A 22,871-nucleotide genomic window follows, 5' to 3' on the forward strand; every position below is an offset into this window, starting at 1 on the left:
TCACTGCGCGCGATCGCGCGTGTAGCGGAGGAGCAGTGTGCTGTCCGCCTCGATCACGTGCGCGAGCGCGAGGTCGCGCGGCGTTTCGTCGTCACCAGCGAGGATGCGTCCGGCAGCCCCGCCCGCGAGCATGGGACTGATCGTCAGGCACAGTTCGTCGACCGCGTCGTCTCGCACCAGATCGCCGAACAGATGAGGGCCTCCCTCACAGTGCATGTGCGGCAGTCCCCGATCGACGAGTGCCTCGCGCAGCAGCTGACCGTGCACGCGATCATCGCCGCACACGATGACATCCGCCACGTCGGCGAGCGCGTCGAAGCGTTCAGCACCGGCCGCTTCGCACGTGGCGATGATCGGCCGGACCGGGGCGTCTTGGAAGATCGCGTCGTCGGGCGAGAAGTCGAGTGTCCGCGACACGATCGCGAAACTGGGCTGAGCCTGGTATCCGCGGCGGCGTCGCTCGTCAGCGGCATCCACTCGCATCGCCCCGTAGCCTTCTGCACGCACCGTGCCCGCCCCGACGATCACAACGTCTGCGATGCATCTGAGCGCGTCGAACACCTCGTGGTCCGGCTCCGTTCCGAGCCCGCCGGAGAGTCCGCCGACGGTGACGGCTCCGTCCGCGCTCGAGATGAAGTTCATGCGCAGCCAGGGGGCGTCGCGGTCGTCGAGGGCGTACCAGTCGGCGATGTCGGAGACAGTGGATGCCGTCGCAGCGGGCATCGGCCAGACCCGTGTCAGCTCAGTCATTTCGCTCTCCCATGTTGTGTCTCAGGTATGCGGGCTCTCTCAGCCCAAGGATGGCCTGCGTCATGCGCACGGCCGCGACGGACTGGCGCACATTGTGCATCCGGATGATGCGTGCGCCCTGCGCGATGCACAGCGCCGCGGCGACGAGGGAGCCCTCGACGCGCTCGGCACGGGGAGCGTCGAGGCTCTCCCCGATGAAGTCCTTGTTCGACACGGCGACGAGCGTCGGGTAGCCGAGGGCGACGATCGGCCCGAGACGCCGCGTCAGCTCGAGACTGTGCAGTGTGTTCTTGTTGAGGTCATGGCCGGGGTCGACGATGATGCGCTCCGCCGGGATTCCCGCATCAAGCGCTCGCTCGACCCTGGCCTCGAGGTAGTCGGCTACCTCGCGTGCAACGTCCTCGTAGGTGGGGGTCGGGTAGGGCGTTCTCGGGACGGCGAGGCTGTGGGTGATCACGATGTGCGCGTCGCTGTCCGCGACGACCCGCGGCAGGTCTGGATCGCTGAGTCCGGTCGTGTCATTCACGACATCCGCTCCGGCCTCGATGCTGCGACGCGCGACCTCGGCTTGGAAGGTGTCGACGGAGATGACGACATCGGATGCCGCGCGGACGGCGTCCACCACGGGCACGACCCGGTCAGCCTCCTCCTCCGCCTCGATCGCGGGGCCGGGGGCGAAGGGCGCGCCGCCGATGTCCACCCAGTCCGCCCCGGCCTCCTCCGCATCGATGCACGCCGCAACCGCGCTCTCCAAGGCGAACGTGCGCCCTTGATCGTAGAAGGAGTCAGGCGTCCGGTTGACGACAGCCATCACCGCGACATCTCTCGCGAAGTCGAAGCGGCGTGCGCCGATCGTCCTCACCGGATGCGTGATCGTGGGAGGCGCCGGGAGGTTCCGCGGAGAAGAGTCGTCCATGACTCCATCGTGCCTCATGCCGGGGACTCTCGCCGCCTCTGCCGAAAACCGCCCAAAAGCGCCCAGCCCACTTTCAGAAAACTTGCAGATACTGGGGACATGACAGGACCACGCATCCTCATCGTCGATGACGAGCCCAACATCCGCGACCTTCTTACGACGAGCCTGCGCTTCGCGGGCTTCGCTGTGCGGGCCGTCGGAAACGGCGCGCAGGCTATCTCCGCCGTCCTTGAAGAAGAGCCCGATCTGATCATCCTCGACGTCATGCTGCCGGACATGAATGGGTTCGGTGTGACTAAGCGGCTCCGTGCCTCCGGGTACACGGCGCCCATCCTGTTCTTGACGGCGAAGGATGACACCGAGGACAAGATCACCGGTCTCACCGTCGGCGGTGACGACTACGTCACCAAGCCGTTCAGCCTCGACGAGATCGTCGCGCGCATCAAGGCGATTCTGCGGCGCACCATGCAGGCCGATGAAGACGCCATCATCCGCGCTGGCGAACTCACGATGGACCAAGACACCCACGAGGTGTTCGTGGGCGACACCAGTGTCGAGCTGAGCCCGACGGAGTTCAAGCTGCTGCGCTACCTCATGCTGAATCCGAACCGCGTTCTCAGCAAGGCGCAGATCCTCGACCATGTCTGGGAATACGACTTCAACGGGGACGCAGGCATCGTCGAGAGCTACATCTCATACCTGCGACGCAAGCTCGACCAGTACTCGGCTGAGCCGCTGATTCAGACCAAGCGCGGTTTCGGCTACATGCTGAAGACCAGCAAGCAGTAGTCCCGCTCCCCCATGCACAAGGCCGTCTCCGACTGGTGGAACTCGATCACGCTCAGGACGAAGATCACAAGCGTCACCGTGATCGTCCTCACCTTCGGCCTCCTGGTCACGGGTGCGGGCACGGTGATCATCTTGAAGCAGGCGCTCATCGAGCAGGCGAAGGCCGAGCTCGTCGCGTTCGCAACCGGTGACATCGGACGCTACATCGACACTCTCGATGACGGCACGCGGCGCGTGCGCGAGACCAACGAGTACTACATTGCGCTGTACAACGCGGACGGAACACTGCTCGATCACAACTGGGACGATCGCGAGTCTCGATTCCTCCCGAGGCCAGATCCGGGCACGATCAGCGTCGGCAACGCCATCTCCACGCGGCCGGTCCCCGTCACAAGCATCGCCGGGACCGAGTTTCAGGCGGTCTCGGTCGTCTCAGACGCCATCGACGATCGCGGCACCAACGGTGTCGTCTTCATCGCACGGTCGATGCGCGGCCCTGACAGCGTCATCGCGACGTATCTGACGATCTTCTTCGGTCTAGGGCTCGGCGTCATCGTGCTCGGGGCTCTCATCACGCGCGTGCTCGTCACGAATACGCTGCATCCTCTCCGCGAGGCGGAACGCACCGCGGCACACATCGCGGGCGGCGACTTCAGTCAACGCCTCACGCGGCTCACGCCCAACACGGAGGTCGGACGGCTCAATCGCTCGCTCAACACGATGCTGAGCCGCATCGACCAGGCATTCAAAGACCGTGCCGCGACGATCGAGCAGATGCGGCGCTTCGTCGGCGATGCCAGCCACGAACTGCGAACGCCTCTGGTCACGGTCCGTGGCTACGCTGAGCTGTACCGCATGGGGGCGCTCCAGAATCCCGAGGACGTCGCCCAGGCGATGGAACGCATCGAGAAAGAGGCCGTCCGCATGAGCGGTATGGTCCAAGACCTCCTCGAGCTCGCACGCTTGGACGAGACGCGTCCTCTCGAGCTGGCCCGCGTCGACCTCACTCCGCTTGCGAAGGACGCCGTCATGGACGCCCGCGCGTCCTACCCCGGACGCCCGGTCTCCTTCGTCATCGACACTCCCCCAGACGCTCACGAGGAGCCGCCAGCGCCCGCTCCAGAGCCGGTCGCGCCGACGCCGGAGCCCACCACGACCAGACCCACCAGCTTGACCGGGAATTCCGGTCCGATCGCACTGGCCGGAGCGACCTTCGCTCGGCTGCGCGGGCGGCGGCCGAAGAAGACGGATGCCGCTCAGAAGGAGCCATCGGTGGAGTCGGTCACGCACATGACGGCATCCATCCCCACCGTTCCTGCCATCGTGATGGCGGAGGAGAACAAGATCCGCCAGGTGATCGCCAACCTCATGGGCAACGCCATGCGATTCACACCGGACGGAAGCCCGATCGAGGTCGGCGTCTCCGCAAACGCTCTTCAGCAGACCGCTACCGTCGCCGTCATCGATCACGGCGAAGGCGTCCCTGCGCAGATCCGCGAGAAGATCTTCCAGCGCTTCTGGCGAGCTGACTCGTCGCGCACCCGGGAGACAGGCGGAAGCGGACTCGGGCTCGCCATCGTCTCGTCGATCGTCGCTGCCCACAACGGGACGGTCGAGGTCACCGAGACACCGGGCGGCGGCGCAACCTTCCGCATCCGGCTTCCGCTCGCGTCGAGCGATCGTGCACCGTCGGCCCCTGAAGGGAACTCCTCCGGCGATTCTCGTCCACAAGACGACCGCTGACGCAGCTGTCCACAGGCGGCAGTCTGAGTCATTTCAGCGGTGTCTCCCATCGATAGCGTCTCAGTACACATCGATGAGAGGAGACACCGTGAGCAGATACACGGTCGACAGTGAAGCAGTCCAGGCGGCCAGCGCGAGCATTCGGGGCATCACCGAGCAGCTCCGCGCGGACGTTGCGAATCTGATGGGTCAGATTCAGAACCTGCAGTCACAGTGGACGGGTCAGGCGGCCAGCGCCTTCACCGCCGCCGCGCAGGATTGGCGGACAACCCAGGCGAGAGTCGAGGAGTCCATCACCGAGCTCAATCTGGCGCTCTCGCAGGCTGGCTCGCAGTACGCCGAGGTCGAGATGCAGAACACGGGCATGTTCGGTCGCTGACCGGGAAAAGCAGATGGGCGCCTCCCCGAAGGGAGGCGCCCATTGTGCGTATCAGCGAGGGACTTAGAAGTCCATGCCGCCGGTCGGGTCAGCCGGAACGGCCGGAGCGGCCTTCTCAGGCTTGTCCGCGACGACTGCCTCTGTGGTGAGGAACAGACCGGCGATCGAACCGGCGTTCAGCAGAGCCGAGCGCGTGACCTTCACCGGGTCAGCGATGCCAGCCTGGAGCATGTCGACGTACTCGCCCGAGGCCGCGTTGAGGCCGTAGCCAACCTCGAGTCCGCGAACCTTCTCGGCGACGACACCGGCCTCGAGGCCCGCGTTGGTCGCGATCTGCTTCAGCGGCGAGTCGACGGCGACCTTGACGATGTTCGCACCGGTTGCCTCGTCGCCCGACAGCTCGAGCTTGTCGAACGCGGTCTTGCCAGCCTGGATCAGGGCGACGCCACCACCGGCGACGATGCCCTCCTCGACCGCTGCCTTCGCGTTGCGGACAGCGTCCTCGATGCGGTGCTTGCGCTCCTTGAGCTCAACCTCGGTCGCAGCACCCGCCTTGATGACGGCCACGCCACCGGCGAGCTTCGCGAGGCGCTCCTGCAGCTTCTCACGATCGTAGTCGCTGTCGGTGTTCTCGATCTCCTTGCGGATCTGCGAGACACGACCGGCGATCGCGTCAGCCTCGCCAGCACCCTCGACGATGGTCGTCTCGTCCTTGGTGACGACGACCTTGCGAGCGCGACCGAGAAGGTCGAGCGTGACGTTCTCGAGCTTGAGGCCGACCTCTTCGGAGACGACCTGGCCGCCCGTGAGGATCGCGATGTCCTGCAGCTGAGCCTTGCGGCGGTCGCCGAAGCCCGGAGCCTTGACGGCGACGGACTTGAAGATGCCGCGGATCTTGTTGAGCACGAGCGTAGCGAGTGCCTCGCCCTCGACGTCCTCGGCGATGATCAGCAGCTGCTTGCCAGCCTGGATGACCTGGTCGACAACCGGGAGCAGGTCCTTGATGTTCGAGATCTTCGAGTTGACGATGAGGATGTACGGGTCCTCGAAGACTGCTTCCTGGCGGTCCTGGTCGGTCACGAAGTAACCGGACAGGAAGCCCTTGTCGAAGCGCATACCCTCGGTCAGCTCGAGCTCGGTGCCGAACGTGTTCGACTCCTCGACCGTGACGACGCCCTCCTTGCCGACCTTGTCGATCGCCTCGGCGATGATCTCGCCGATCTGCGGGTCAGCGGCCGAGATGGATGCCGTAGCAGCGATCTCTTCCTTCGTCTCGATCTCCTTGGCTGCGGAGAGCAGTTCGTCCGAGACGGCGGCGACGGCCTTCTCGATGCCGCGCTTCAGAGCGATGGGGTCAGCACCGGCGGCGACGTTGCGGAGGCCCTCGCGAACCAGCGCCTGGGCCAGAACGACCGACGTGGTCGTACCGTCACCAGCGACGTCGTCCGTCTTCTTGGCGACCTCCTTGACCAGCTCGGCGCCGATCTTCTCGTACGGCTCGTCGAGCTCGATCTCCTTGGCGATCGACACACCATCGTTCGTGATGGTGGGGGCGCCCCACTTCTTCTCGAGGACGACGTTGCGGCCGCGCGGTCCAAGGGTCACCTTGACGGCATCGGCGAGCGTGTTCAGTCCACGCTCGAGGCCACGGCGGGCCTCTTCGTCAAAAGCAATGATCTTTGCCATTGTGAGTTTCGTCCCTCCCGGACGTGAATGTACGTTCTTAGCACTCCACGACTGGGAGTGCTAATGGCAATTCTGGCACTCAGACCCTGCGAGTGCAAGCTGTGACGCGCACATCGACGCTCACCGTCGGGTAGGAGGCCTGTTTCACTCCGGCTTCGGCGAGTAGTCCGCGCCGATCACGACAACGATCTGCGGAATATCGCCAACGGAGAACTCGGTCGAGTACGTCACGGCTTCAACGCCGAGCGCTTCCGCAACGCCGCGCGCCGAGCCCTCAAGCGCCTCATCGTCGTAGTACACGACCGTCTTCTCCAGGCCGGTCTCACTCGCGTTGTTCGCTGTGATGTTGGATGCTTTCCACCCACTCGAGCCGAGAAGCTCCTTGACATCGCCGGCAAGTCCCGCCGTGGTGGTGCCGTTGAGCACCTGAATGAGAGCTTCCGGATCGATCGTGGGCTTCACGGTGGGCTCAGCGGTGGTCTTGGTCGGCGTCGGAGTGACTTCCTCCGTTCCGCCCGGCAGCACAGCGTCGAGGTCGAGCCTGTCGGTGGCGATGCTCAGGCCGAAGATCCCGAGAGCGATGAGCACGATCGTGGCGAGCGCAGCCCAGAGGAAGGCGACCCAGCCGCTGCGCCCGGGAGCTCGGTGCGCGCCGACGCGCGATGAGCGCGGTACGTCATCGAACCGGTCGCGGGGGAACGTCTTGCCCATGCGGTCGTATCTCTTCTCTCGGGTCGTGCCGTCAGGCCTCTGGCGTGGTTCTGCGGCGGCGAGCCGCCGAGCGCTGATCGCGCATCCGCTGCAGCCGCTTCACGAGCATCGGATCGTACATCAGCGCCTCCGGCCTCTTGATGATGGCCGCCAGTAGTTGATAGTAGCGAGCCGAGGAGACTCCGAACCGTTCGCGGATCGCCTGTTCCTTCGTGCCGGCGTGTTTCCACCACTGCCGCTCGAAGTCGAGGATGGCGACGTCACGATCTCCGAGCGCACTCTGATCGTCGCTCTGCGAGGCGCCCAGATCGTCGGTCATCACCACTCCCCTCTGGCGACATCCTAGTTTCACCTCGCCTGAGTGAACGCCTGACACGTCACGTGGAACATTCGCACAGCGCCGCGACTTAACGTTAAGAACGCACAACATCGAGATCAGGAGCGTGCCATGAGCGACAAGATCACTAAGACCGACGACCAGTGGCGTGAGCAGCTGTCGCCTGAGCAGTATTCCGTGCTTCGCGAGGCCGCAACGGAGCGTCCGTGGACCGGTGAGCTCCTCGACGAGTCTCGATCGGGCGTCTACACGTGCGCCGCCTGCGGAGCGGAGCTCTTCAAGAGCGGCACGAAGTTCGACTCAGGGTGCGGCTGGCCGAGCTTCTATGAATCCATCCGCCCCGAAGCCGTCACCCTCCTGGAAGACCGCAGTCTTGGCATGGTGCGCACGGAGGTCCGTTGCGCTCGCTGCGATTCGCACCTCGGCCATGTCTTCGACGACGGGTTCGGCACACCGACGGGCGATCGCTACTGCATGAACTCGGTCTCCCTCGGCTTCACGCCGGAGAGGTGACCGACCTGCCGGAGCGCCTCCGGGCACGGCGCTCCGGCTCCAAGGTCACGGAGGATGCTCCACGCCTCGACGAGCTCCGAGAACTCGTCGAGGCCGCAGGGCACGTCGCCGATCATGGCGCACTGCGCCCGTGGCGGCTGATCGCGCTTCGCGGAGAAGCCCGTCATCGCCTCGGCGTCGCCCTCGCCGAGGCGCGAGGCGACAGCAAACCGTCATCGAAGCCGCTGCGGGCTCCCCTGCTCATCGCCATCGTCGTGAGTCCTGTGGCCAGCAAGAAGGCATCCGCGTGGGAACAGGAAGCCACAGCATCCGGAGTCGCTCACATGCTGAGCCTTCTGCTCTCAGATGCGGGATGGGGCGTCATGTGGCGAACCGGAGATGCCGTTCGCACTGAGGCGGTGCACCGGATGCACGGACTCGACGTGCACGAATACCTGCTGGGCTGGCTCTATGTCGGTGGGATGCCGGAGCACGCCGAGCGGAAGAAGACCAAGAAGCCCCGGATCATTGACGGCGAGAGCTTTCTCACCGTCATCGACGGCTGAGACCGAGAAGAGGATCACTCCCACGACAATGACCGACTGGATCGAGCACCGTCGCCCCGACGGTGAGATCGTGGGCTGGATGCGTCCGGTGGACGACCGGTTCGAGGTCATCGATCTGCTTGGCCGCCCAGTGGGTGAGCCGACGGACTGGCTCTCCGGTGAGGAGCGTCTCGAGGAGGCCGGAATCGGCTATCTCGCTGATCCCTGGTCTCTGACGCTCGAGCCGGGGCGCGCGATTCGGGTTCGCATCGCGGAGGTGAGCCCGAGCGGCATCCGAGTCAAACTCGATGACTTCGGAGATATGACTGCGCCACAGCTCTACTACGACCTGGAGTTTCCCGCGCCCGTCTCGCTCGTCGAGTGGGGCGGGTCCGACCGCTGATCTCCCCGACACGTTGAAGGCCTCCGCGCATTGCGCGGAGGCCTTCAGCTGAGCCGGCTACGGGACTCGAACCCGTAACCTTCCGATTACAAGTCGGATGCGCTACCAATTGCGCCAAGCCGGCGAGCCCTATTCATCATAGAGGCTTCGACGAGTGCCCGCGGACACTACTTCTCGGATTCCTCGCCGTCTTCGGCGGAGGGGCTCGGCGATGGCGTGGTCGTCGCGACCGTCTCGCTGTTCGTCTGAATCACGAAGGCCTTGAACTCGGCCACGTCATCGAGCGCACCCGTGTACTGTTTGCCGTTCACGAGAATCGTCGGCGTCGCCTCGACCCGGTCGATGGCCGCACCCGAGATAGGTCCGTTGACCGCCCGCTGCGTCGCCGCCTGCACCCACTTATCGTAGGTGCGCTCGGTCACGCAGTCTGTGATCGACGACGCACCGGCCTTCTTCGCGAGGGAGATCAGCTTGTCATCCGTAAGCCCGGCGCTGCCTTCCTCGGGCTGGTTCGAGAACAGCAGCTCGTTGTAGGCGAAGAATGCGTCCGGTGAGCTGTTCGCCACACAGGCCGCGGCGTTGGCCGCTCGCAGCGAATATTCGGTGCCCTGCGACTTACTCGTCAGGACCGCGATCGGGTGGACCTCGAGCACGGCGGATTCCTTGTTGAGCCAGCGCTCGATCTGCTCCATGTTCGTCTTCTCGAACTGGCCGCACCAGGGGCAGAGATAGTCGACGTAGAGACGAATGTGCACGACACTGGGGTCCGTCGTCGTCGCGACCGGCGGTGCGCCGGCAGCGAGAGCAGGCGTGGTCTGTGCCTTGAGCTCCTTGCCGATGACGATGCCGTCACTCGCCATGTTCTTCGGGCTGCCCGTCTCGGGTTTGATCGAGGAGACCACGATGACCACGACCGCGATGATGGCGGCGATCACGAGGACACCGATGCCGCCCTGCAGCAGAATGCGGTTGCGCAGGTCCTTCTTGCGCTGCTTCTGGCGCAGGGCCTGCGCCTTCTGACGGACCTGGTGGCGCTTGCTCGAGCCGTTCGTCTCGCCCGTAGAACCGTTTCCGGTCATTGAACCTCGCTAGGAAGACTGTCTGGGGATCGTCGTGCGCGGGGGCTGAAACGATCGGGTTCCACACGCACAGACTGTACCGATGGTACGCGCTCGTTCTGGGAAATCCCCAAGTCACACCCGAGAGGTCCCGATGCGGCAGATGCCCCGCGGGCGTGCAATACTGATGTGTTAACGCGGTGAGGATGCCGCGTCGCGAGGCTGGAATGCCCCGCTCCATCACTCGGATCGTCCGGCACGTACCTGCCGGTGAAGGAGAAACACTGATATGTCGTCGGTAACTTTCGACAACGCCACACGGCTCTACCCCGGTGGCACCCGCCCCGCAGTTGACAAGCTGAACCTCGACATCGCGGACGGCGAATTCCTCGTCCTCGTCGGCCCTTCCGGCTGCGGTAAGTCCACCTCGCTTCGTATGCTCGCCGGCCTCGAAGAGGTCAACGAAGGCCGCATCCTCATCGGTGACCGTGACGTCACCGACATTCCGCCGAAGGACCGCGACATCGCGATGGTCTTCCAGAACTACGCGCTGTACCCGCACATGACGGTCGCCGAGAACATGGGCTTCGCCCTCAAGATCGCCGGTGTCAGCAAGGCCGAGCGCGCTGAGCGCGTTCTCGAAGCCGCGAAGCTGCTCGACCTCGAGGACTTCCTCAACCGCAAGCCGAAGGCCCTCTCCGGTGGTCAGCGTCAGCGTGTCGCCATGGGCCGCGCGATCGTCCGTCAGCCGCAGGTCTTCCTCATGGATGAGCCGCTGTCGAACCTCGACGCCAAGCTCCGTGTTCAGACCCGTACGCAGATCGCATCGTTGCAGCGCCGCCTCGGCGTCACCACCGTCTACGTGACGCACGACCAGACCGAGGCCCTCACGATGGGTGACCGCATCGCCGTGCTTAAGGACGGCATCCTGCAGCAGGTCGGCACGCCGCGTGACCTGTACGAGAAGCCGTCCAACGTCTTCGTCGCCGGCTTCATCGGCTCACCCGCCATGAACCTGCTTGAGAGCAGCGTGGCCGACGGCGGCGTGCAGTTCGGCGCAGCCATCGTTCCGGTGGAGCGCGAGATCCTCAACGAGGCCACGAGCAAGGACGTCACGATCGGCGTTCGTCCGGAGGACATCGTCGTCTCGAACAACCCGGGCGACGGCCTCGAGGTCCACGTCGACCTGGTCGAGGAGCTCGGCGCAGATGGCTACCTGTACGGCCACTCGACGGTCGGCGACACCCGCCAGGACATCGTGGCCCGCGTCGACGGCCGCATTCACCCGAACGCGGGAGACACCGTCTACCTCGCGCCCACCGCGCATCACGTGCACGTGTTCAACCGCGAGTCCGGTGAGCGACTCGGCAACAAGGCCGTCATCAGCGACTGACCTTGACAGCGCCGGCCGTCCGCGCATTGCGCGGGCGGCCGGCGCTCTGGTTAACCCATGAGCTCCTCACTGAACATCACGTCAGCGACCGTCGACCCTGCCCTCCTTGACCTTCCCTGGGGTCTCCCGCTCGATGCCTGGCCGAACGACCACATCGCCACGCTTCCCAAGGGCATCTCCCGCCACCTCGTCCGGTTCGCGAATCTCTCCGGATACGTCATCGCCGTGAAAGAGACCACGGCGGCGATGGCACGCGGTGAATACGAGATGCTCCGCACCCTTCAGCGCCTCGATATCCCCTGCGTCGAGCCCGTCGCCGTCATCACGGGGCGCCGCTCCGCAGACGGGGACGATCTGCTGCCCGTGCTCGTCACCCGGCACCTGCGCTTCTCACTCCCTTACCGTGCCCTGTTCAGCCAGCAGCTGCGCCCCGACACTGCCACGCGACTCGTCGACGCTCTGGCTCTGCTGCTCGTGCGTCTGCACATCGCTGGGTTCTTCTGGGGCGATGTGTCGCTCTCCAACACGCTCTTCCGCCGTGACGCCGGAGCGTTCGCCGCGTACCTCGTCGATGCCGAGACCGGCAAGCTCTACGAGGGCGGCCTGTCCAACGGCCAGCGCGAGAATGACCTCGAGATCGCGCGCGTCAACATCGCGGGAGAGCTCATGGATCTCTCTGCCGGCGGTCGCACCGATGAGGAACTCGACCCGGTCGCCGTCTCGAACGGCATCGTGGACGCGTATCGCTCGCTGTGGCGCGAGCTGACCGGAACCGAGCAGTTCTCGTCGCACGAGCGCTGGCGCATCAACGAGCGGGTTCAGCGACTCAACGATCTCGGTTTCGACATCGAGGAGCTCGCGATCAAGACGGATGCCGCCGGCAGCCAGGTGCGTATTCAGCCGAAGGTGGTGGATGCCGGTCACCATCAGCGCCGTCTCATCCGCCTCACCGGCTTGGACACCGGCGAGAACCAGGCCAGGCGCCTGCTCAACGACCTCGACTCGTATCGCGCGACCGCGGGCAAGCAGGATCTCGACGAGGAGATGGTGGCGCACGAGTGGCTGATCCGTGTCTTCGAGCCCGTCGTTCGTGCGATTCCGCGCGAACTCCGGGGCAAGCTCGAACCGGCCGAGGTCTTCCACCAGCTTCTTGAGCACAGGTGGATGCTGTCGCAGACGGAGCAGCGCGATGTGCCGCTCGCCGAGGCGCTGACCTCCTACATCAACAACGTGCTGCGGCACCGCCGCGACGAGGCCACCATGATCAATCCGCCGACGGGCGCACTCACCTCCACGATGGACATCATCGAGGAGGAGGGCGACTGGCGCGACAAGGTCTAAGCTGTCGCCTCTGCGCGACGCTTCGCGATCTCATAGAGCGTGACAGATGCCGCGATACCGGCGTTCAGCGACTCTGTCGCAGCCGAGATCGGAATCGACACGATCGCGTCGCACGTCTCCGTGACCAGTCGCGATAGGCCTTTGCCCTCACTGCCGACGACTACCACGAGCGGCCGGTCAGCGAGGGTGATCTCGTGCAGGTTCATGTCGCCATCGCCGTCGAGGCCAATGACGAAGACGCCCTGCTTCTTGAGGTCTTTGAGCGTCTGCGTGAGGTTCGACGCCATCGCGACGGGCAGGCGTGCGGCCGCCCCCGCGGAGGTCTTCCACGCGGCCGCTGTGACTCCGGCGGAGCGGCGTTGCGGGATGATCACGCCGTGGCCGCCGAACGCAGCCGTCGAGCGGATGATCGCGCCGAGGTTCCGCGGGTCAGTCACGCCGTCGAGGGCGACGATGAGCGGGGCCGTCGTACCGGGCGCGCGTTCGAGCAGATCGTTCGGGTGCGCATAGGAGTACGGCGGCACGGTGAGCGCGACTCCCTGGTGGACGGTGTCGAACCCGCCCATACGGTCGAGCTCCGGTCGGGTCACCTCAAGGATGGGAATGCCACGGCCCGTGGCGATGGAGAGGATCTCCTTCACCCGGTCATCCATCTCGATGCGCGTCGCGACGTACAGCGTGGTCGCCGGGATCCGCGTGCGCAGCGCCTCAAGGACGGAGTTGCGACCGGTCACCGTCTCGGTGTCGTCGGTGCGCGCACGCTTCGACGGCGCAGGCACGGACGACGGGCGGGAGCGCTGCGGACGTCCACCGCGAGCGGCATCGGGGCGTTCGCGAGCGGCCTTCCGTTTGCCCGCGGGATGGTACTCGCGGTCTTCCGCCTTCGGGGTCGGACCTCGGCCTTCGAGGGCTTTCCGCCCGTGCCCGCCGGTGCCCTTGCTCGGACCTTTCTTGCCTGCGGGACGCTTCTTGCTGTTAGCCATCGATGCTCCAGTGTGACCCCGTCGGGGTGTCTTCGATTGTGATTCCGCTCGACGCGAGTGCGTCGCGAATGCTGTCCGCCGTCGCGAAGTCGCGCTGCGCACGTGCCGACTGACGCTGAGCCAGCAGCGTCTCGACGACACGGTCGAGCGCGCCCTGCTGCGCGACATCCGCGCTCGTGTTCCAGGGCGCCGCCTCGGGGTTGATGCCCAGAATGTCGGCCATCGCGGCGACGGCACCGAGAGCTGAGGCCGCGGTCCCGAGGTCATCGGTGTCGATCGCGGCGTTTCCGGCGCGAACCGTCTCGTGCAGAACGGCGAGCGCTTGGGGCACACCGAGATCGTCGTCCATCGCCTCGGCGAACTCCTCCGGGACGCGTGCCGCTGCGGCATCCGCGAATCGCGTGTTGTCGAGGCGACGTCGTGCCCGCTCCAGGAACCCGGTGATCCGCTCGAGTGCGGACTCGGCCTCGGCGAGTGAGCCATCGTGGTAGTCGATCGTCGAGCGATAGTGCGCCTGGCCGAGGTAGTAGCGGACGACGAGAGGGGATGCCGCTGCGAGCAGCTCCGCGGCATACACCGAGTTGCCGAGGGACTTCGACATCTTCTGCCCGTCGATCGAGACGAGCCCGTTGTGCACCCAGTAGCGCGCGAAGCCGTCTCCGGCCGCGGTCGACTGGGCGAGCTCGTTCTCGTGGTGCGGGAACCGCAGGTCGAGGCCTCCCCCGTGGATGTCGAAGGTCTCGCCGAGGTAGCGCCGCGACATCGCGGAGCACTCGATGTGCCATCCGGGTCGGCCGGGGCCCCAGGGGCTCTGCCACGTCGCCGATTCCGGCTCGTCGGGCTTGCGGCCCTTCCAGAGTGCGAAGTCGCGCGGGTCGCGCTTGCCGCGGGGGTCCGCGTCGCCGGCATCCTCCATGTTGTCGAGGTCTTGACGGGTTAGCTCGCCGTAGGAGGGCCAGGAGCGCACGTCGAAGTAGACGTCGCCCGAGCCGTCCTCGGCCGGGTAGGCGTGGCCCGCGTCGATGAGACGTTGGATGAGCTCGTGCATCTGAGGAACGTTGGCGGTGGCACGCGGCTCGTACGTCGGCGGAAGGATGCCGAGGGCGCGGTACCCCTCAGTGAACTCGAGCTCCATACGGTAGGCCAGCGCCCACCAGTGTTCGTCCTCCGAGGCGTTGACGAGCACCTTGTCATCGATGTCGGTGACGTTGCGGATCATCGTCACCTGGTAGCCCCGATAGGTCATCCAGCGGCGCAGGATGTCGTACACGAGCGCCGAGCGCATGTGACCGATGTGCGGTGACGACTGAACGGTGGGTCCACAGACGTACATGCCGACCTGGTCAGGGACGAGGGGTTCGAAATCGCGCAGGGTCTGCATCTTGGTGTCGTACAGTCTGAGTGCCACGGGTCAAGCCTAATGGTCGTCGGAGTGTGAAGTCGCCGTGAGAAGCGCGGTTGCGATCACGCTGATGCCTTCGCCGCGCCCCGTGAATCCGAGCCCGTCGGTCGTCGTCGCCGCGATGCTGACCGGGGCTCCAAGAAGGTCGGTCAGCACACGTTCCGCCTCTGCGCGTCGCGGCGAGAGCTTGGGGCGATTTCCGATCACCTGGACGCTCACGTTTGCGACCCGCCATCCGGCGCGTTCGATGCGTCGTCGCGTCTCGGCGAGGAAGACGTCTCCGTGTGCTCCGGCGTAGGCCTCGTCTGCCGTGCCGAAGAGCCCGCCGATATCGCCGAGTCCGGCTGCTGAGAGCAGAGCGTCCGTGATCGCGTGGCTGACGGCATCGCCGTCGCTGTGACCGGCGAGGCCCGCTTCTCCCGGCCAGTGGAGCCCCGCAAGCCAGAGCTCCGCGGACGGGTCGATGGCGTGCGCGTCGATGCCGATGCCCGTCCGGGTCGCGGGCGTCGCGCTGCGAAGCATCCTCAGGGCTCTCCGTAGGTCCCACGGTGTCGTGATCTTGAACGCGGACTCGTCACCGTCGACCACCGTCACGCGGCCGCCCGCAGCGCTGAACACCGCAGCATCGTCCGTGTGTACCTGCGCGACCGCCTGATATGCGCGCTCCAGCTCGTGCCGCGGAAAGCCCTGCGGGGTCTGCACGGCGCGTAGGGCCTGGCGATCGACCGTCTCGCGCACGTCCTCGCCGTCCACTCGCTTGAGCGTGTCAGCGACGGGGATGCCGGGGACGACTCCGCATCCGCGCTGCACCACCGCGTGCGCGACGCGCTCAATCTGAGCCGGGGGTGTGAGAGCGCGCGCGGCGTCGTGCACGAGCACCGTCTCGATGCTCGGCGCAAGTGCCTCGAGTCCACGCGTCACGGAGTCCTGCCGCTCTGCCCCTCCGGTCACCACTGAGAGATATATGGATGCCGCCCCGGCGACCTCCCGCCCGATGGCCTCGGCGCGCTCCGCCCAGCCTTCGGGCGCGACGACGATCACCTGGACTGGCTCCTGCACGCCGAAGACGCCGTCCAGACACCGCGCGAGGATCTCCCGGCCGTCGAGCTCGACGAACGCCTTGGGGACCGAGGCGCCGAGTCGAGTGCCGCTTCCTGCGGCGACGACGATGACGGCGGTGCGCGGGGAATCGATCATGGGGAAAGCGTATCCGGTGGCAGAAACGCAGACGGCCCGGACTCAGCCGGGCCGTCTGCGTGTGGTGTCTGCGCTATGAAGCGAGCACCTCGTCGAGAAGGCCCTCCGCCTTCTCCTCATCAGTCTTCTCTGCGAGCGCGAGCTCCGAGACCAGAATCTGACGTGCCTTCGCGAGCATCCGCTTCTCCCCCGCGGACAGTCCGCGGTCCTGGTCACGACGCCACAGGTCACGAACGACTTCGCTGACCTTGATGACATCGCCGGATGCAAGCTTCTCCAGGTTCGCCTTGTAGCGACGCGACCAGTTGGTCGGCTCTTCGGTGAACGGCGCACGCAGCACCTCGAACACCTTGTCGAGCCCCTCCTGGCCGATGACGTCGCGAACACCGACGAGGTCGACGTTCTCCGCCGGAACCTCGATGGTCAGGTCGCCCTGAGTCACGTGCAGCTTCAGGTAAAGTTTCTCTTCGCCCTTGATGACCCGCGTCTTGACTTCCGCGATGGTCGCGGCTCCATGGTGCGGGTATACGACGGTTTCGCCAACCTCAAAAAGCATCGATAAGCATCCCTTCAGCACTATCTAGGATACCACAGGCGGCATACTGTAAGGTTCGCCTAACTCGGTCTCGAGCAGTGGACGCGCTAGGCTAAAATCGTCTGAGACCGCGCAGTGCACATGGCCCGTGCTCGTTTTTCTGCGCCCATCATCTGGAGGCTTTCTGTGAGATCGCGTTTTGCCGCAATCGTCGTCTTGGCCGCAGCCGTAGCACTCGGCACGAGTGGATGTGGGCTCCTCGCCCCGCAAGCCACGACAATCCACTACGACGCGAGTGACGGCGTCAGCGGCACGGTCGGCGATGTCGAGCTGCACAACGCGCTGATCGTCGCGAACGAGGAGGGCACGGCCGGCAACCTCGTCGTCTCACTCGTCAACACGGGCACGAGCGCACACAACGTCGAGATCACCTGGGGTGACGATGGCAAGGCTTCCGTGACCGTCGACGCGGGCGAGACCATCACGCTGAGCGCTCCGCAGAGCGGCGACGCCGAGACGGAGGATGTCCTGCTCGACCCGTTGCCAGCAAAACCCGGTGACACGACCGACGTCTTCTTCCAGTACGGCAACGAGACCGGCGCGACGCTGCAGGTTCCGATTCTGACCGGTGACCTCGCCGAGTACAGCACACTGGTCCCCACGCCCAAGGCGGAGACCACGGAGCCTGAGGCGACCACCGAACCCGAGACGACGAGCACTCCGGAGCCGACGGAGACCTCCACTCCGACCGAGTGACCCAGAACCGACGAGAGGGGCGGATGCTTTTCAGCATCCGCCCCTCTCGTGTGTCTGGTCTCAGCCCTCGAACCGGTACCCGAGGCCCCGCACGGTCACGACCATGACGGGGTTCGACGGATCGCGTTCGATGCGCGAGCGGATGCGCTTGATGTGCACGTCGAGCGTCTTCGTGTCTCCGAAGTAGTCGCTTCCCCAGACGCGGTCGATGAGCTGACCTCGGGTCAGAACACGGCCCGCATTGCGCATGAGAAACTCGAGCACCTCGTATTCGCGCAGCGGCATGGAGATCTCCTCGCCGCGGACCGCGACCGTGTGGCGATCGAGGTCCATGCGCACGTCGGCGGCTTCGAGCACCGCGTCGTCCTCCACGGCATCCTCTGTGCTGTGACGGCGCAGAACCGCGCGCACCCGAGCGAGCAGCTCACGGGTCTTGTACGGCTTGGTCACGTAGTCGTCTGCGCCGAGCTCGAGCCCCACGACGATGTCGACCTCGGAGTCTTTGGCGGTGAGCATGATGATCGGCACGCTCGAGGTGGTGCGGATGCGTCGACAGACCTCTGTTCCGGGAATCGTCGGCAGCATGAGATCGAGCAGCACGAGATCGGCGCCGTCCTTCTCCCACACGTCGATCGCGGCCTGGCCGGTTTCGGCGACGGTGACGTCGTACCCCTCTCGCTCGAGAAGGAACGCCAGCGGATCGCTGAGCGCTGCTTCGTCTTCGACAAGGAGGATGCGGGTCATGACGGGGTCCTCTCGGGCCGGGCGGCCGGTGTCGGGGAGATCGCGTCTCCCTCAGTGGCGATGGGCAGTCTCATGGTGAAGGTGGAGCCGTGGCCGGGCTGCGACCAGACGGTGACCTCTCCTCCGTGGTTCTGCGCGGTGTGCTTGACGATGGCGAGCCCGAGGCCGGTCCCGCCGGTGTTGCGCGATCGAGCGCCGTCGACGCGGTAGAAGCGTTCGAACACTCGGTCGTGGTCTTCCTTTGGAATGCCGACGCCCTGGTCGGCCACGCTGATCTCGACGATGTCGTCGTGTCTGCGGATGCCGACGCCGACGCGCGAGCCCTCCGGAGAGTAGTGGATCGCGTTCGAGACGAGGTTCTGCACGGCCATCGTGAGAAGCGCCTCTTCGCCATACACGGTGAGGCCCTTGGGCTTCGCCCCGACGACGACCTCGACGTGCTTCGAATCTGCGACTACTCGATTGCTGTCCACGGCGTGCGCCACGACGTCGTCGACGCTCAGCAGCTCCGGCATCTGGAGAGCCTGGTTCGCCTGAAGCTTGGAGAGATTGATGATGTCCGCGGTGAGGGAGCTCAGCCGGTCGGCCTCGACGCTCATGCGGTCCGCGAAGCGCGTGATGCGCTCGGCATCCCCGATGGCACTGGTCATCGCCTCCGCCAGCACACTGATGGCTCCGATCGGCGTCTTCAGCTCGTGACTGATGTTGGCGATGAAATCGCGCCGCACCTCGTCGAGCCGCTTCGACTCGGTCAGATCATCAGCGAGCACGACGACGTAGCGCGTGCCGAGCGGCGCGGCGCGCACCGAAAGCTGGCGGGTGATCTCGCCGAGGCGAGTGCCCTCGACGTGGACCTCGCGCGTGAGCGCATCGCCGGTGCGACGCGCCTCATCCGCGATGTCTTGAATCTCGCGCACGACCACGCGCTCGGAGCGGACGATGCCGAGCGCAAGCGCGCCGTGAGATGCGCGCAGAACGTTGTCGGAGGAGTCGAGCACGATGCCGACGTTCTCGAGCGCGAGCAGCACCTGGTCGATTCCGTCGGGCAACGTCGGCGTGATCACGTTCGTGACCTGTTCACCCCTCCGGGCCGCGGCGTACACGAAGACGGTGAACCCGGCTCCAACGACAATGCCGAGGGCAAGAGCGATCAGCACAAGCCAGGTCGTGTCCATACGACTAGGTTAGAGGGACGCCCGAGACGTCACCGACGCGTCAGCGGGCGCACCAGGGCATTTGGTCGAGAGTTCACACCTCGGGCACCAAACGTTAACCTGCGAACGGCACGCTGAGACGCGACGAACTCCGTCCACACTTCGAAAGGACCGCAATTCATGCGCGACGTCTTCCAACAGGAGCTTCGCGAGGTGCAGGAGCGCCTCGTCGAGATCGCCGAACTCGTCGAGGTCTCCATCGACAACGCCGTGCGCGCGTTCACCGAGTCCGACGTGACCGTCGCCGAGGACGTGATCGAGAATGACAACCGGATCGACCAGCTCACCGTCGCCCTCGACGAGCAGGCCATCAACATCCTGGCGCTTCAGCAGCCGGTCGCGCGTGACCTGCGCATCGTCGTGAGCGCGCTGCGCATCAGCTCATCACTCGAACGCATGGGAGACATGGCCGAGCACATCGCCCAGCTCGCCCGCTACCGCTTCCCTGAGCGTGCGGTGCCGAAGGGTCTGAAGTCGACGTTCGCCGAGATGGGACGCCTCGACGTCGAGATCGCGCGCAAGCTCACGGTGCTTCTGCGCACTCAGGATGTCGCTGTCGCCAACGAGATCCGCGACGAGGACGATCGGGTCGATGAACTGCACGCGAGCGTCTTCGACAAGCTTCTCAGCGAGCGGTGGAAGGGCGAAGCGACGGCCACCGTCGACGCCACGCTCGCCTCGCGCTACCACGAGCGATTCGCCGACCACGCGGTATCGATCGCGAAGAAGGTGCAGTATTTGGCGACCGGCGACTGGAGCGGAGCGGAAGAGACCGAGACCTCAGCCTGAGCTGAGGCCCACACCCCAAACAACGAGAAGGGGAGACACCGAACGGTGTCTCCCCTTCTCGCTTCTCGCGTCGTGCGACTACTTCTTGCCCTGTGCGGCGACCGCGGCGGCGCCGGCTGCGGCGGCCTCGGGGTCAAGGTAGCGGGACTCCTCGACCGGCTTGAAGTTCTCGTCGAGCTTGTAGACGAGAGGGATGCCCGTCGGGATGTTGAGCCCGGCGATGTCGTCGTCGCTGATGCCGTCGAGGTGCTTCACGAGGGCACGCAGCGAGTTACCGTGCGCGGTGACCAGAACGGTTTTGCCCGCGGCGAGATCGACGGTGATGTCGGACTCCCAGTACGGAAGGAAGCGCTCGATGACGTCCTTGAGGCACTCGGTCGCGGGAACGTCTCCGTCGATTCCGACGTATCGCTCATCGTTCGCCTGCGAGTACTCGGCGTCGGGCTCGATGGGAGGCGGCGGAACATCGAAGGAGCGACGCCAGGTCATGAACTGCTCTTCGCCGAACTCCTCGAGAGTCTGGGCCTTGTCTTTGCCCTGCAGAGCGCCGTAGTGACGCTCGTTGAGGCGCCAGGAGCGCTTCACGGGAAGCCACGCGCGATCAGCGGTGTCGAGAGCGATGTTCGCGGTCTGGATCGCGCGCGTCAGAACGGACGTGTAGAGGATGTCGGGCTTGAGGCCGGACTCGGCGATGAGCTCGCCAGCGCGCGTCGCCTCGGCGACGCCCTGCTCGCTGAGGCGAACGTCGACCCAGCCGGTGAACAGATTCTTCTGGTTCCACGTGCTGTTGCCGTGCCGGAGGAGGATAAGGGTGTAAGGCTCTGACATACTTCCAGCATACGGGCAGGAGCCCGGGATGCCGCACTCGCGGCGCTTCAGCGGCCGGGGCGCGTTCGAGCGCCGAGCCGAGGCATGCGCGGAACACCCGCGGTCGCACCGGCGGTCGGCGGAACGATGATCTGCTGCGACGCGGCGATGCGCGTCTCGTCATCGACCACGACGAGCTCGAGGTCATCGGGAACGACGCGTTTGATGAGCGCGAGCGCCACGGGGCCGAGCTCGTAGTGCATGACGGCTGAGGTCACGTATCCGACCTCGCGCTCCTCGTCGCCCTTCGGCGCGAAGACAGGGGCGCCGTGCCGGGGCATCGTCGAGACGCTGCCGTCGAGGTGGAGCATCACGACGCGACGCGGCGGGTGTCCCAGATTGTGCACCTTGGCGACGGTCTCCTGACCTCGGTAACAGCCCTTGTGAAGGTGCACGGCGGAGCGCAGCCAGTCGAGCTCGTGAGGAATCGTCTTCTCATCGGCATCCGCGGCCTGTCTCGGTCGCCAGGCGGCGACGCGCAGCGCCTCGGCGGCGAGCGAGCCCGCGGCACGAAGCTCACCGGAGCGAACGCGGCCCGCGAGGTCGACGAGATCGCTGCGATCCACCAGAACGCTGTTCCAGCGCCAGTCGATGGAGGGGTGTGCACCCTCGGCGTACTGCCAGCCGCCCTCGCCGATCGTCTTCCACGGGTCGCGCCAGCGCAGCGGCACTCCGTTCGGGGCTGCGGGCTCGACGGCGAGCTCGTCGCCCATCAGGCCGATCGTGGCGTACTGCTCGGTGACGTCGGCAATCTCGACGCGGAGCGCGAACCTCATGCGCTGCAGCCAGTCGAGAAGACCAGGCGCGGTCGTCGGCTCGGCGAGCATCCACAGAGTCACACCGTCATCAATGAGACCGACCGCGTGCTCCAGGCGCCCCTGCGGGCCGAGGAAGAGCGCTTCGGAGCTGTCGCCCGGCCGCAGGTTCGCGACGCTCTGACTGGAGAGCGAATTGACCCAGCTCAGACGGTCTTCCCCCGTGACCGTCAGCACCGTGCGGTTGGAGAGGTCGACGATCGCGGTGCCCTGGTCGAGCGAGCGCTGCTCGATGTTCGGCGAGCCGTAGTGCGAGGGAACTCCGTGGTCGAGGGTGTCGGGAAGTTCGATCGCCCCGGGAAGTCGGAGGAACGGGGACTCCTGCATCAGTCCACCTTTGCGAGTCGAGCGGAGGCGTGGGAGCGGAGCTCTTGGCCGAGCGCCGCGATGTCCCACGCCCAGAGCAGATGGCCGTCGACGAGACCGTACATGCGGGTCGCGGCGGCGTACTCCTTGGCTCCGGCGGAGCGCACGACGGCATCCGTGCCCAGATCGACGCGAGGACCGTTGATCTCGCCGAGGTAGAGCTCGCTGACGCCATCGGGATGCACGATCGAGACCTCGAGCGGGAAACCTCCCGACGGCTTGCGCAGCGCCTCGACGGCGTCGACGTCGGCGAAGGGCTGCTCTCCCGCGCCCGGGAGCATGCCCGGGCCGGTGTCCCCGGCCTCACGGGGGCGCTCCAGCCGCCAGTATCCTGTCTCAGCGGTGAGAGGGCGCTCCGTGCCGTCGTCGTCGATGAGCCAGGAGAACGCCGAGTAGTTCAGATAGGGAAGACCATCGTGGCTGAACGAGACACGCTGGCCGAATTCATGGGAGATCTTCTCGTCGCCGACCGGATAGTCGATGACGCCGGAGCCCTCCCACACACCGAGCAGCCACGACAGCGGGACGATCTCGGAGGGCAGATCAGCCGGAATCTCACGCATACGGACTACCGCTGGCCGCGGAACAGGTTCCAGCAGACGACACCGGCGGTCCACAGGATGGCGAGGCTCGCCAGGCCGAGCAGACCGACGAAAAACA

The 22,871-nt window shown here is 65.8% G+C and carries 25 protein-coding genes and 1 tRNA gene; 10 read left to right on the top strand and 16 right to left on the bottom strand.

Annotated elements, in window-relative coordinates:
- Entirely contained in the window at nucleotides 1-750 is a 750-nt protein-coding gene (locus ACSAGD_RS09175) for a pyrimidine reductase family protein (protein ID WP_437582420.1), read from the bottom strand.
- Nucleotides 743-1,666 carry a dihydropteroate synthase gene (gene folP, locus ACSAGD_RS09180; protein WP_437582422.1) on the bottom strand — a complete coding sequence of 308 codons (924 nt, stop codon included), beginning with the start codon at nucleotides 1,664-1,666 and terminating at the stop codon, nucleotides 743-745. The genes ACSAGD_RS09175 and folP overlap by 8 nt, the downstream gene beginning before the upstream one ends.
- A gap of 99 nt (nucleotides 1,667-1,765) precedes the next feature.
- On the opposite strand from folP, the gene ACSAGD_RS09185 reads away from it, so the two are divergent.
- The 3 genes from ACSAGD_RS09185 (at nucleotide 1,766) to ACSAGD_RS09195 (ending at nucleotide 4,577) form a co-directional block, all read left to right on the top strand.
- Nucleotides 1,766-2,455, top strand: a complete 690-nt coding sequence (locus ACSAGD_RS09185; protein ID WP_437582423.1) for a response regulator transcription factor — start codon at nucleotides 1,766-1,768, stop codon at nucleotides 2,453-2,455.
- Between the two features lie 12 nt (nucleotides 2,456-2,467).
- Nucleotides 2,468-4,198, top strand: a complete 1,731-nt coding sequence (locus tag ACSAGD_RS09190) for a sensor histidine kinase (protein WP_437582424.1) — start codon at nucleotides 2,468-2,470, stop codon at nucleotides 4,196-4,198.
- Between the two features lie 88 nt (nucleotides 4,199-4,286).
- Nucleotides 4,287-4,577 (top strand): WXG100 family type VII secretion target, encoded by a 291-nt coding sequence (locus tag ACSAGD_RS09195; protein WP_437582425.1) that lies wholly within the window; start codon nucleotides 4,287-4,289, stop codon nucleotides 4,575-4,577.
- A 63-nt stretch (nucleotides 4,578-4,640) separates the two neighbouring features.
- Here ACSAGD_RS09195 and groL read toward each other — a convergent pair whose 3' ends face one another.
- The 3 genes from groL to ACSAGD_RS09210 all read right to left on the bottom strand — a co-directional run bounded on the left by groL (nucleotide 4,641) and on the right by ACSAGD_RS09210 (nucleotide 7,293).
- Nucleotides 4,641-6,263, bottom strand: a complete 1,623-nt coding sequence (gene groL / locus ACSAGD_RS09200) for a chaperonin GroEL (RefSeq protein WP_437582426.1) — start codon at nucleotides 6,261-6,263, stop codon at nucleotides 4,641-4,643.
- Nucleotides 6,264-6,407: 144 nt separating this feature from the next.
- A complete protein-coding gene (locus ACSAGD_RS09205) occupies nucleotides 6,408-6,974 on the bottom strand; it encodes a LytR C-terminal domain-containing protein (protein ID WP_437582427.1) in 567 nt (188 codons plus the stop codon).
- Nucleotides 6,975-7,005: 31 nt separating this feature from the next.
- Nucleotides 7,006-7,293, bottom strand: coding sequence for a DUF3263 domain-containing protein (locus ACSAGD_RS09210; protein ID WP_437582428.1), 288 nt, complete (start codon nucleotides 7,291-7,293; stop codon nucleotides 7,006-7,008).
- Nucleotides 7,294-7,422: 129 nt separating this feature from the next.
- Between ACSAGD_RS09210 and msrB the strand changes: the two genes are divergently transcribed.
- From msrB to ACSAGD_RS09225, 3 genes are read left to right on the top strand one after another with little or no spacing between them, the layout of a single operon-like run.
- Nucleotides 7,423-7,824 carry a peptide-methionine (R)-S-oxide reductase MsrB gene (gene msrB, locus ACSAGD_RS09215; RefSeq protein ID WP_437582429.1) on the top strand — a complete coding sequence of 134 codons (402 nt, stop codon included), beginning with the start codon at nucleotides 7,423-7,425 and terminating at the stop codon, nucleotides 7,822-7,824.
- Nucleotides 7,821-8,369 (top strand): nitroreductase family protein, encoded by a 549-nt coding sequence (locus ACSAGD_RS09220; protein ID WP_437582430.1) that lies wholly within the window; start codon nucleotides 7,821-7,823, stop codon nucleotides 8,367-8,369. The genes msrB and ACSAGD_RS09220 overlap by 4 nt, the downstream gene beginning before the upstream one ends.
- 28 nt (nucleotides 8,370-8,397) lie before the next feature.
- Nucleotides 8,398-8,751, top strand: coding sequence for a hypothetical protein (locus tag ACSAGD_RS09225; protein WP_437582431.1), 354 nt, complete (start codon nucleotides 8,398-8,400; stop codon nucleotides 8,749-8,751).
- Nucleotides 8,752-8,802: 51 nt separating this feature from the next.
- On the opposite strand, the gene ACSAGD_RS09230 is transcribed toward ACSAGD_RS09225, so the two are convergent.
- Together ACSAGD_RS09230 and ACSAGD_RS09235 are read right to left on the bottom strand one after the other, a co-directional pair.
- A tRNA-Thr gene (locus ACSAGD_RS09230) sits at nucleotides 8,803-8,875 on the bottom strand.
- Nucleotides 8,876-8,918: 43 nt separating this feature from the next.
- Nucleotides 8,919-9,830, bottom strand: a complete 912-nt coding sequence (locus tag ACSAGD_RS09235; protein ID WP_437582432.1) for a DsbA family protein — start codon at nucleotides 9,828-9,830, stop codon at nucleotides 8,919-8,921.
- 268 nt (nucleotides 9,831-10,098) lie between these two features.
- Between ACSAGD_RS09235 and ACSAGD_RS09240 the strand changes: the two genes are divergently transcribed.
- Together ACSAGD_RS09240 and ACSAGD_RS09245 are read left to right on the top strand one after the other, a co-directional pair.
- On the top strand, nucleotides 10,099-11,202 hold the full coding sequence (locus ACSAGD_RS09240; protein ID WP_437582433.1) for an ABC transporter ATP-binding protein: 1,104 nt from the start codon (nucleotides 10,099-10,101) through the stop codon (nucleotides 11,200-11,202).
- 57 nt (nucleotides 11,203-11,259) lie between these two features.
- Nucleotides 11,260-12,543 (top strand): DUF4032 domain-containing protein, encoded by a 1,284-nt coding sequence (locus ACSAGD_RS09245; protein WP_437582434.1) that lies wholly within the window; start codon nucleotides 11,260-11,262, stop codon nucleotides 12,541-12,543.
- On the opposite strand, the gene rlmB is transcribed toward ACSAGD_RS09245, so the two are convergent.
- From rlmB to ACSAGD_RS09265, 4 genes are all read right to left on the bottom strand, one after another.
- A complete protein-coding gene (gene rlmB / locus ACSAGD_RS09250; RefSeq protein WP_437582435.1) occupies nucleotides 12,540-13,526 on the bottom strand; it encodes a 23S rRNA (guanosine(2251)-2'-O)-methyltransferase RlmB in 987 nt (328 codons plus the stop codon). The two genes, ACSAGD_RS09245 and rlmB, sit on opposite strands and share 4 nt — an antisense overlap.
- Nucleotides 13,519-14,934, bottom strand: a complete 1,416-nt coding sequence (gene cysS, locus ACSAGD_RS09255; protein ID WP_437582436.1) for a cysteine--tRNA ligase — start codon at nucleotides 14,932-14,934, stop codon at nucleotides 13,519-13,521. The genes rlmB and cysS overlap by 8 nt, the downstream gene beginning before the upstream one ends.
- Nucleotides 14,935-14,943: 9 nt before the next feature.
- Entirely contained in the window at nucleotides 14,944-16,125 is a 1,182-nt protein-coding gene (ispD, locus tag ACSAGD_RS09260) for a 2-C-methyl-D-erythritol 4-phosphate cytidylyltransferase (RefSeq protein WP_437582437.1), read from the bottom strand.
- Between the two features lie 73 nt (nucleotides 16,126-16,198).
- Entirely contained in the window at nucleotides 16,199-16,681 is a 483-nt protein-coding gene (locus tag ACSAGD_RS09265) for a CarD family transcriptional regulator (RefSeq protein ID WP_437582438.1), read from the bottom strand.
- Between the two features lie 165 nt (nucleotides 16,682-16,846).
- On the opposite strand from ACSAGD_RS09265, the gene ACSAGD_RS09270 reads away from it, so the two are divergent.
- Nucleotides 16,847-17,416, top strand: coding sequence for a hypothetical protein (locus ACSAGD_RS09270; protein ID WP_437582439.1), 570 nt, complete (start codon nucleotides 16,847-16,849; stop codon nucleotides 17,414-17,416).
- 60 nt (nucleotides 17,417-17,476) lie between these two features.
- On the opposite strand, the gene ACSAGD_RS09275 is transcribed toward ACSAGD_RS09270, so the two are convergent.
- Together ACSAGD_RS09275 and ACSAGD_RS09280 are read right to left on the bottom strand one after the other, a co-directional pair.
- Nucleotides 17,477-18,160, bottom strand: coding sequence for a response regulator (locus ACSAGD_RS09275; protein WP_437582440.1), 684 nt, complete (start codon nucleotides 18,158-18,160; stop codon nucleotides 17,477-17,479).
- Complete coding sequence (locus ACSAGD_RS09280) at nucleotides 18,157-19,335, bottom strand: sensor histidine kinase (protein ID WP_437582441.1); 1,179 nt, start codon at nucleotides 19,333-19,335, stop codon at nucleotides 18,157-18,159. Before ACSAGD_RS09280 ends, ACSAGD_RS09275 begins: the two co-directional genes overlap by 4 nt.
- Before the next feature lie 159 nt (nucleotides 19,336-19,494).
- Here ACSAGD_RS09280 and phoU point away from each other — a divergent pair, with 159 nt between their 5' ends.
- Nucleotides 19,495-20,163 (top strand): phosphate signaling complex protein PhoU, encoded by a 669-nt coding sequence (gene phoU, locus ACSAGD_RS09285; RefSeq protein WP_437582442.1) that lies wholly within the window; start codon nucleotides 19,495-19,497, stop codon nucleotides 20,161-20,163.
- A 78-nt stretch (nucleotides 20,164-20,241) separates the two neighbouring features.
- Here the strand turns inward: phoU and ACSAGD_RS09290 are convergent, their stop codons facing one another.
- From ACSAGD_RS09290 to ACSAGD_RS09300, 3 genes are read right to left on the bottom strand one after another with little or no spacing between them, the layout of a single operon-like run.
- Complete coding sequence (locus tag ACSAGD_RS09290) at nucleotides 20,242-20,991, bottom strand: phosphoglyceromutase (protein WP_437582443.1); 750 nt, start codon at nucleotides 20,989-20,991, stop codon at nucleotides 20,242-20,244.
- 47 nt (nucleotides 20,992-21,038) lie between these two features.
- Complete coding sequence (gene ygfZ, locus ACSAGD_RS09295; RefSeq protein ID WP_437582444.1) at nucleotides 21,039-22,172, bottom strand: CAF17-like 4Fe-4S cluster assembly/insertion protein YgfZ; 1,134 nt, start codon at nucleotides 22,170-22,172, stop codon at nucleotides 21,039-21,041.
- The gene (locus tag ACSAGD_RS09300; RefSeq protein WP_437582445.1) at nucleotides 22,172-22,774 is read right to left on the bottom strand and encodes an FABP family protein; all 603 of its coding nucleotides are present in this window, start codon (nucleotides 22,772-22,774) and stop codon (nucleotides 22,172-22,174) included. Before ACSAGD_RS09300 ends, ygfZ begins: the two co-directional genes overlap by 1 nt.
- Between the last annotated feature and the right edge of the window lie 97 nt (nucleotides 22,775-22,871).

It is taken from the genome of Paramicrobacterium salitolerans, assembly GCF_051513965.1.
Classification (GTDB): domain Bacteria; phylum Actinomycetota; class Actinomycetes; order Actinomycetales; family Microbacteriaceae; genus Paramicrobacterium.

Bases quoted from the DNA above. Each gene is read 5' to 3' on its own strand.
- ACSAGD_RS09175 (WP_437582420.1), bottom strand. From the start codon at position 750: ATGACTGAGCTGACACGGGTCTGGCCGATGCCCGCTGCGACGGCATCC.
- folP (WP_437582422.1), bottom strand. From the start codon at position 1,666: ATGGACGACTCTTCTCCGCGGAACCTCCCGGCGCCTCCCACGATCACG.
- ACSAGD_RS09185 (WP_437582423.1), top strand. From the start codon at position 1,766: ATGACAGGACCACGCATCCTCATCGTCGATGACGAGCCCAACATCCGC.
- ACSAGD_RS09190 (WP_437582424.1), top strand. From the start codon at position 2,468: ATGCACAAGGCCGTCTCCGACTGGTGGAACTCGATCACGCTCAGGACG.
- groL (WP_437582426.1), bottom strand. From the start codon at position 6,263: ATGGCAAAGATCATTGCTTTTGACGAAGAGGCCCGCCGTGGCCTCGAG.
- ACSAGD_RS09205 (WP_437582427.1), bottom strand. From the start codon at position 6,974: ATGGGCAAGACGTTCCCCCGCGACCGGTTCGATGACGTACCGCGCTCA.
- ACSAGD_RS09210 (WP_437582428.1), bottom strand. From the start codon at position 7,293: ATGACCGACGATCTGGGCGCCTCGCAGAGCGACGATCAGAGTGCGCTC.
- msrB (WP_437582429.1), top strand. From the start codon at position 7,423: ATGAGCGACAAGATCACTAAGACCGACGACCAGTGGCGTGAGCAGCTG.
- ACSAGD_RS09225 (WP_437582431.1), top strand. From the start codon at position 8,398: ATGACCGACTGGATCGAGCACCGTCGCCCCGACGGTGAGATCGTGGGC.
- ACSAGD_RS09235 (WP_437582432.1), bottom strand. From the start codon at position 9,830: ATGACCGGAAACGGTTCTACGGGCGAGACGAACGGCTCGAGCAAGCGC.
- ACSAGD_RS09240 (WP_437582433.1), top strand. From the start codon at position 10,099: ATGTCGTCGGTAACTTTCGACAACGCCACACGGCTCTACCCCGGTGGC.
- ACSAGD_RS09245 (WP_437582434.1), top strand. From the start codon at position 11,260: ATGAGCTCCTCACTGAACATCACGTCAGCGACCGTCGACCCTGCCCTC.
- rlmB (WP_437582435.1), bottom strand. From the start codon at position 13,526: ATGGCTAACAGCAAGAAGCGTCCCGCAGGCAAGAAAGGTCCGAGCAAG.
- ispD (WP_437582437.1), bottom strand. From the start codon at position 16,125: ATGATCGATTCCCCGCGCACCGCCGTCATCGTCGTCGCCGCAGGAAGC.
- ACSAGD_RS09265 (WP_437582438.1), bottom strand. From the start codon at position 16,681: ATGCTTTTTGAGGTTGGCGAAACCGTCGTATACCCGCACCATGGAGCC.
- ACSAGD_RS09275 (WP_437582440.1), bottom strand. From the start codon at position 18,160: ATGACCCGCATCCTCCTTGTCGAAGACGAAGCAGCGCTCAGCGATCCG.
- ACSAGD_RS09280 (WP_437582441.1), bottom strand. From the start codon at position 19,335: ATGGACACGACCTGGCTTGTGCTGATCGCTCTTGCCCTCGGCATTGTC.
- phoU (WP_437582442.1), top strand. From the start codon at position 19,495: ATGCGCGACGTCTTCCAACAGGAGCTTCGCGAGGTGCAGGAGCGCCTC.
- ACSAGD_RS09290 (WP_437582443.1), bottom strand. From the start codon at position 20,991: ATGTCAGAGCCTTACACCCTTATCCTCCTCCGGCACGGCAACAGCACG.
- ygfZ (WP_437582444.1), bottom strand. From the start codon at position 22,172: ATGCAGGAGTCCCCGTTCCTCCGACTTCCCGGGGCGATCGAACTTCCC.
- ACSAGD_RS09300 (WP_437582445.1), bottom strand. From the start codon at position 22,774: ATGCGTGAGATTCCGGCTGATCTGCCCTCCGAGATCGTCCCGCTGTCG.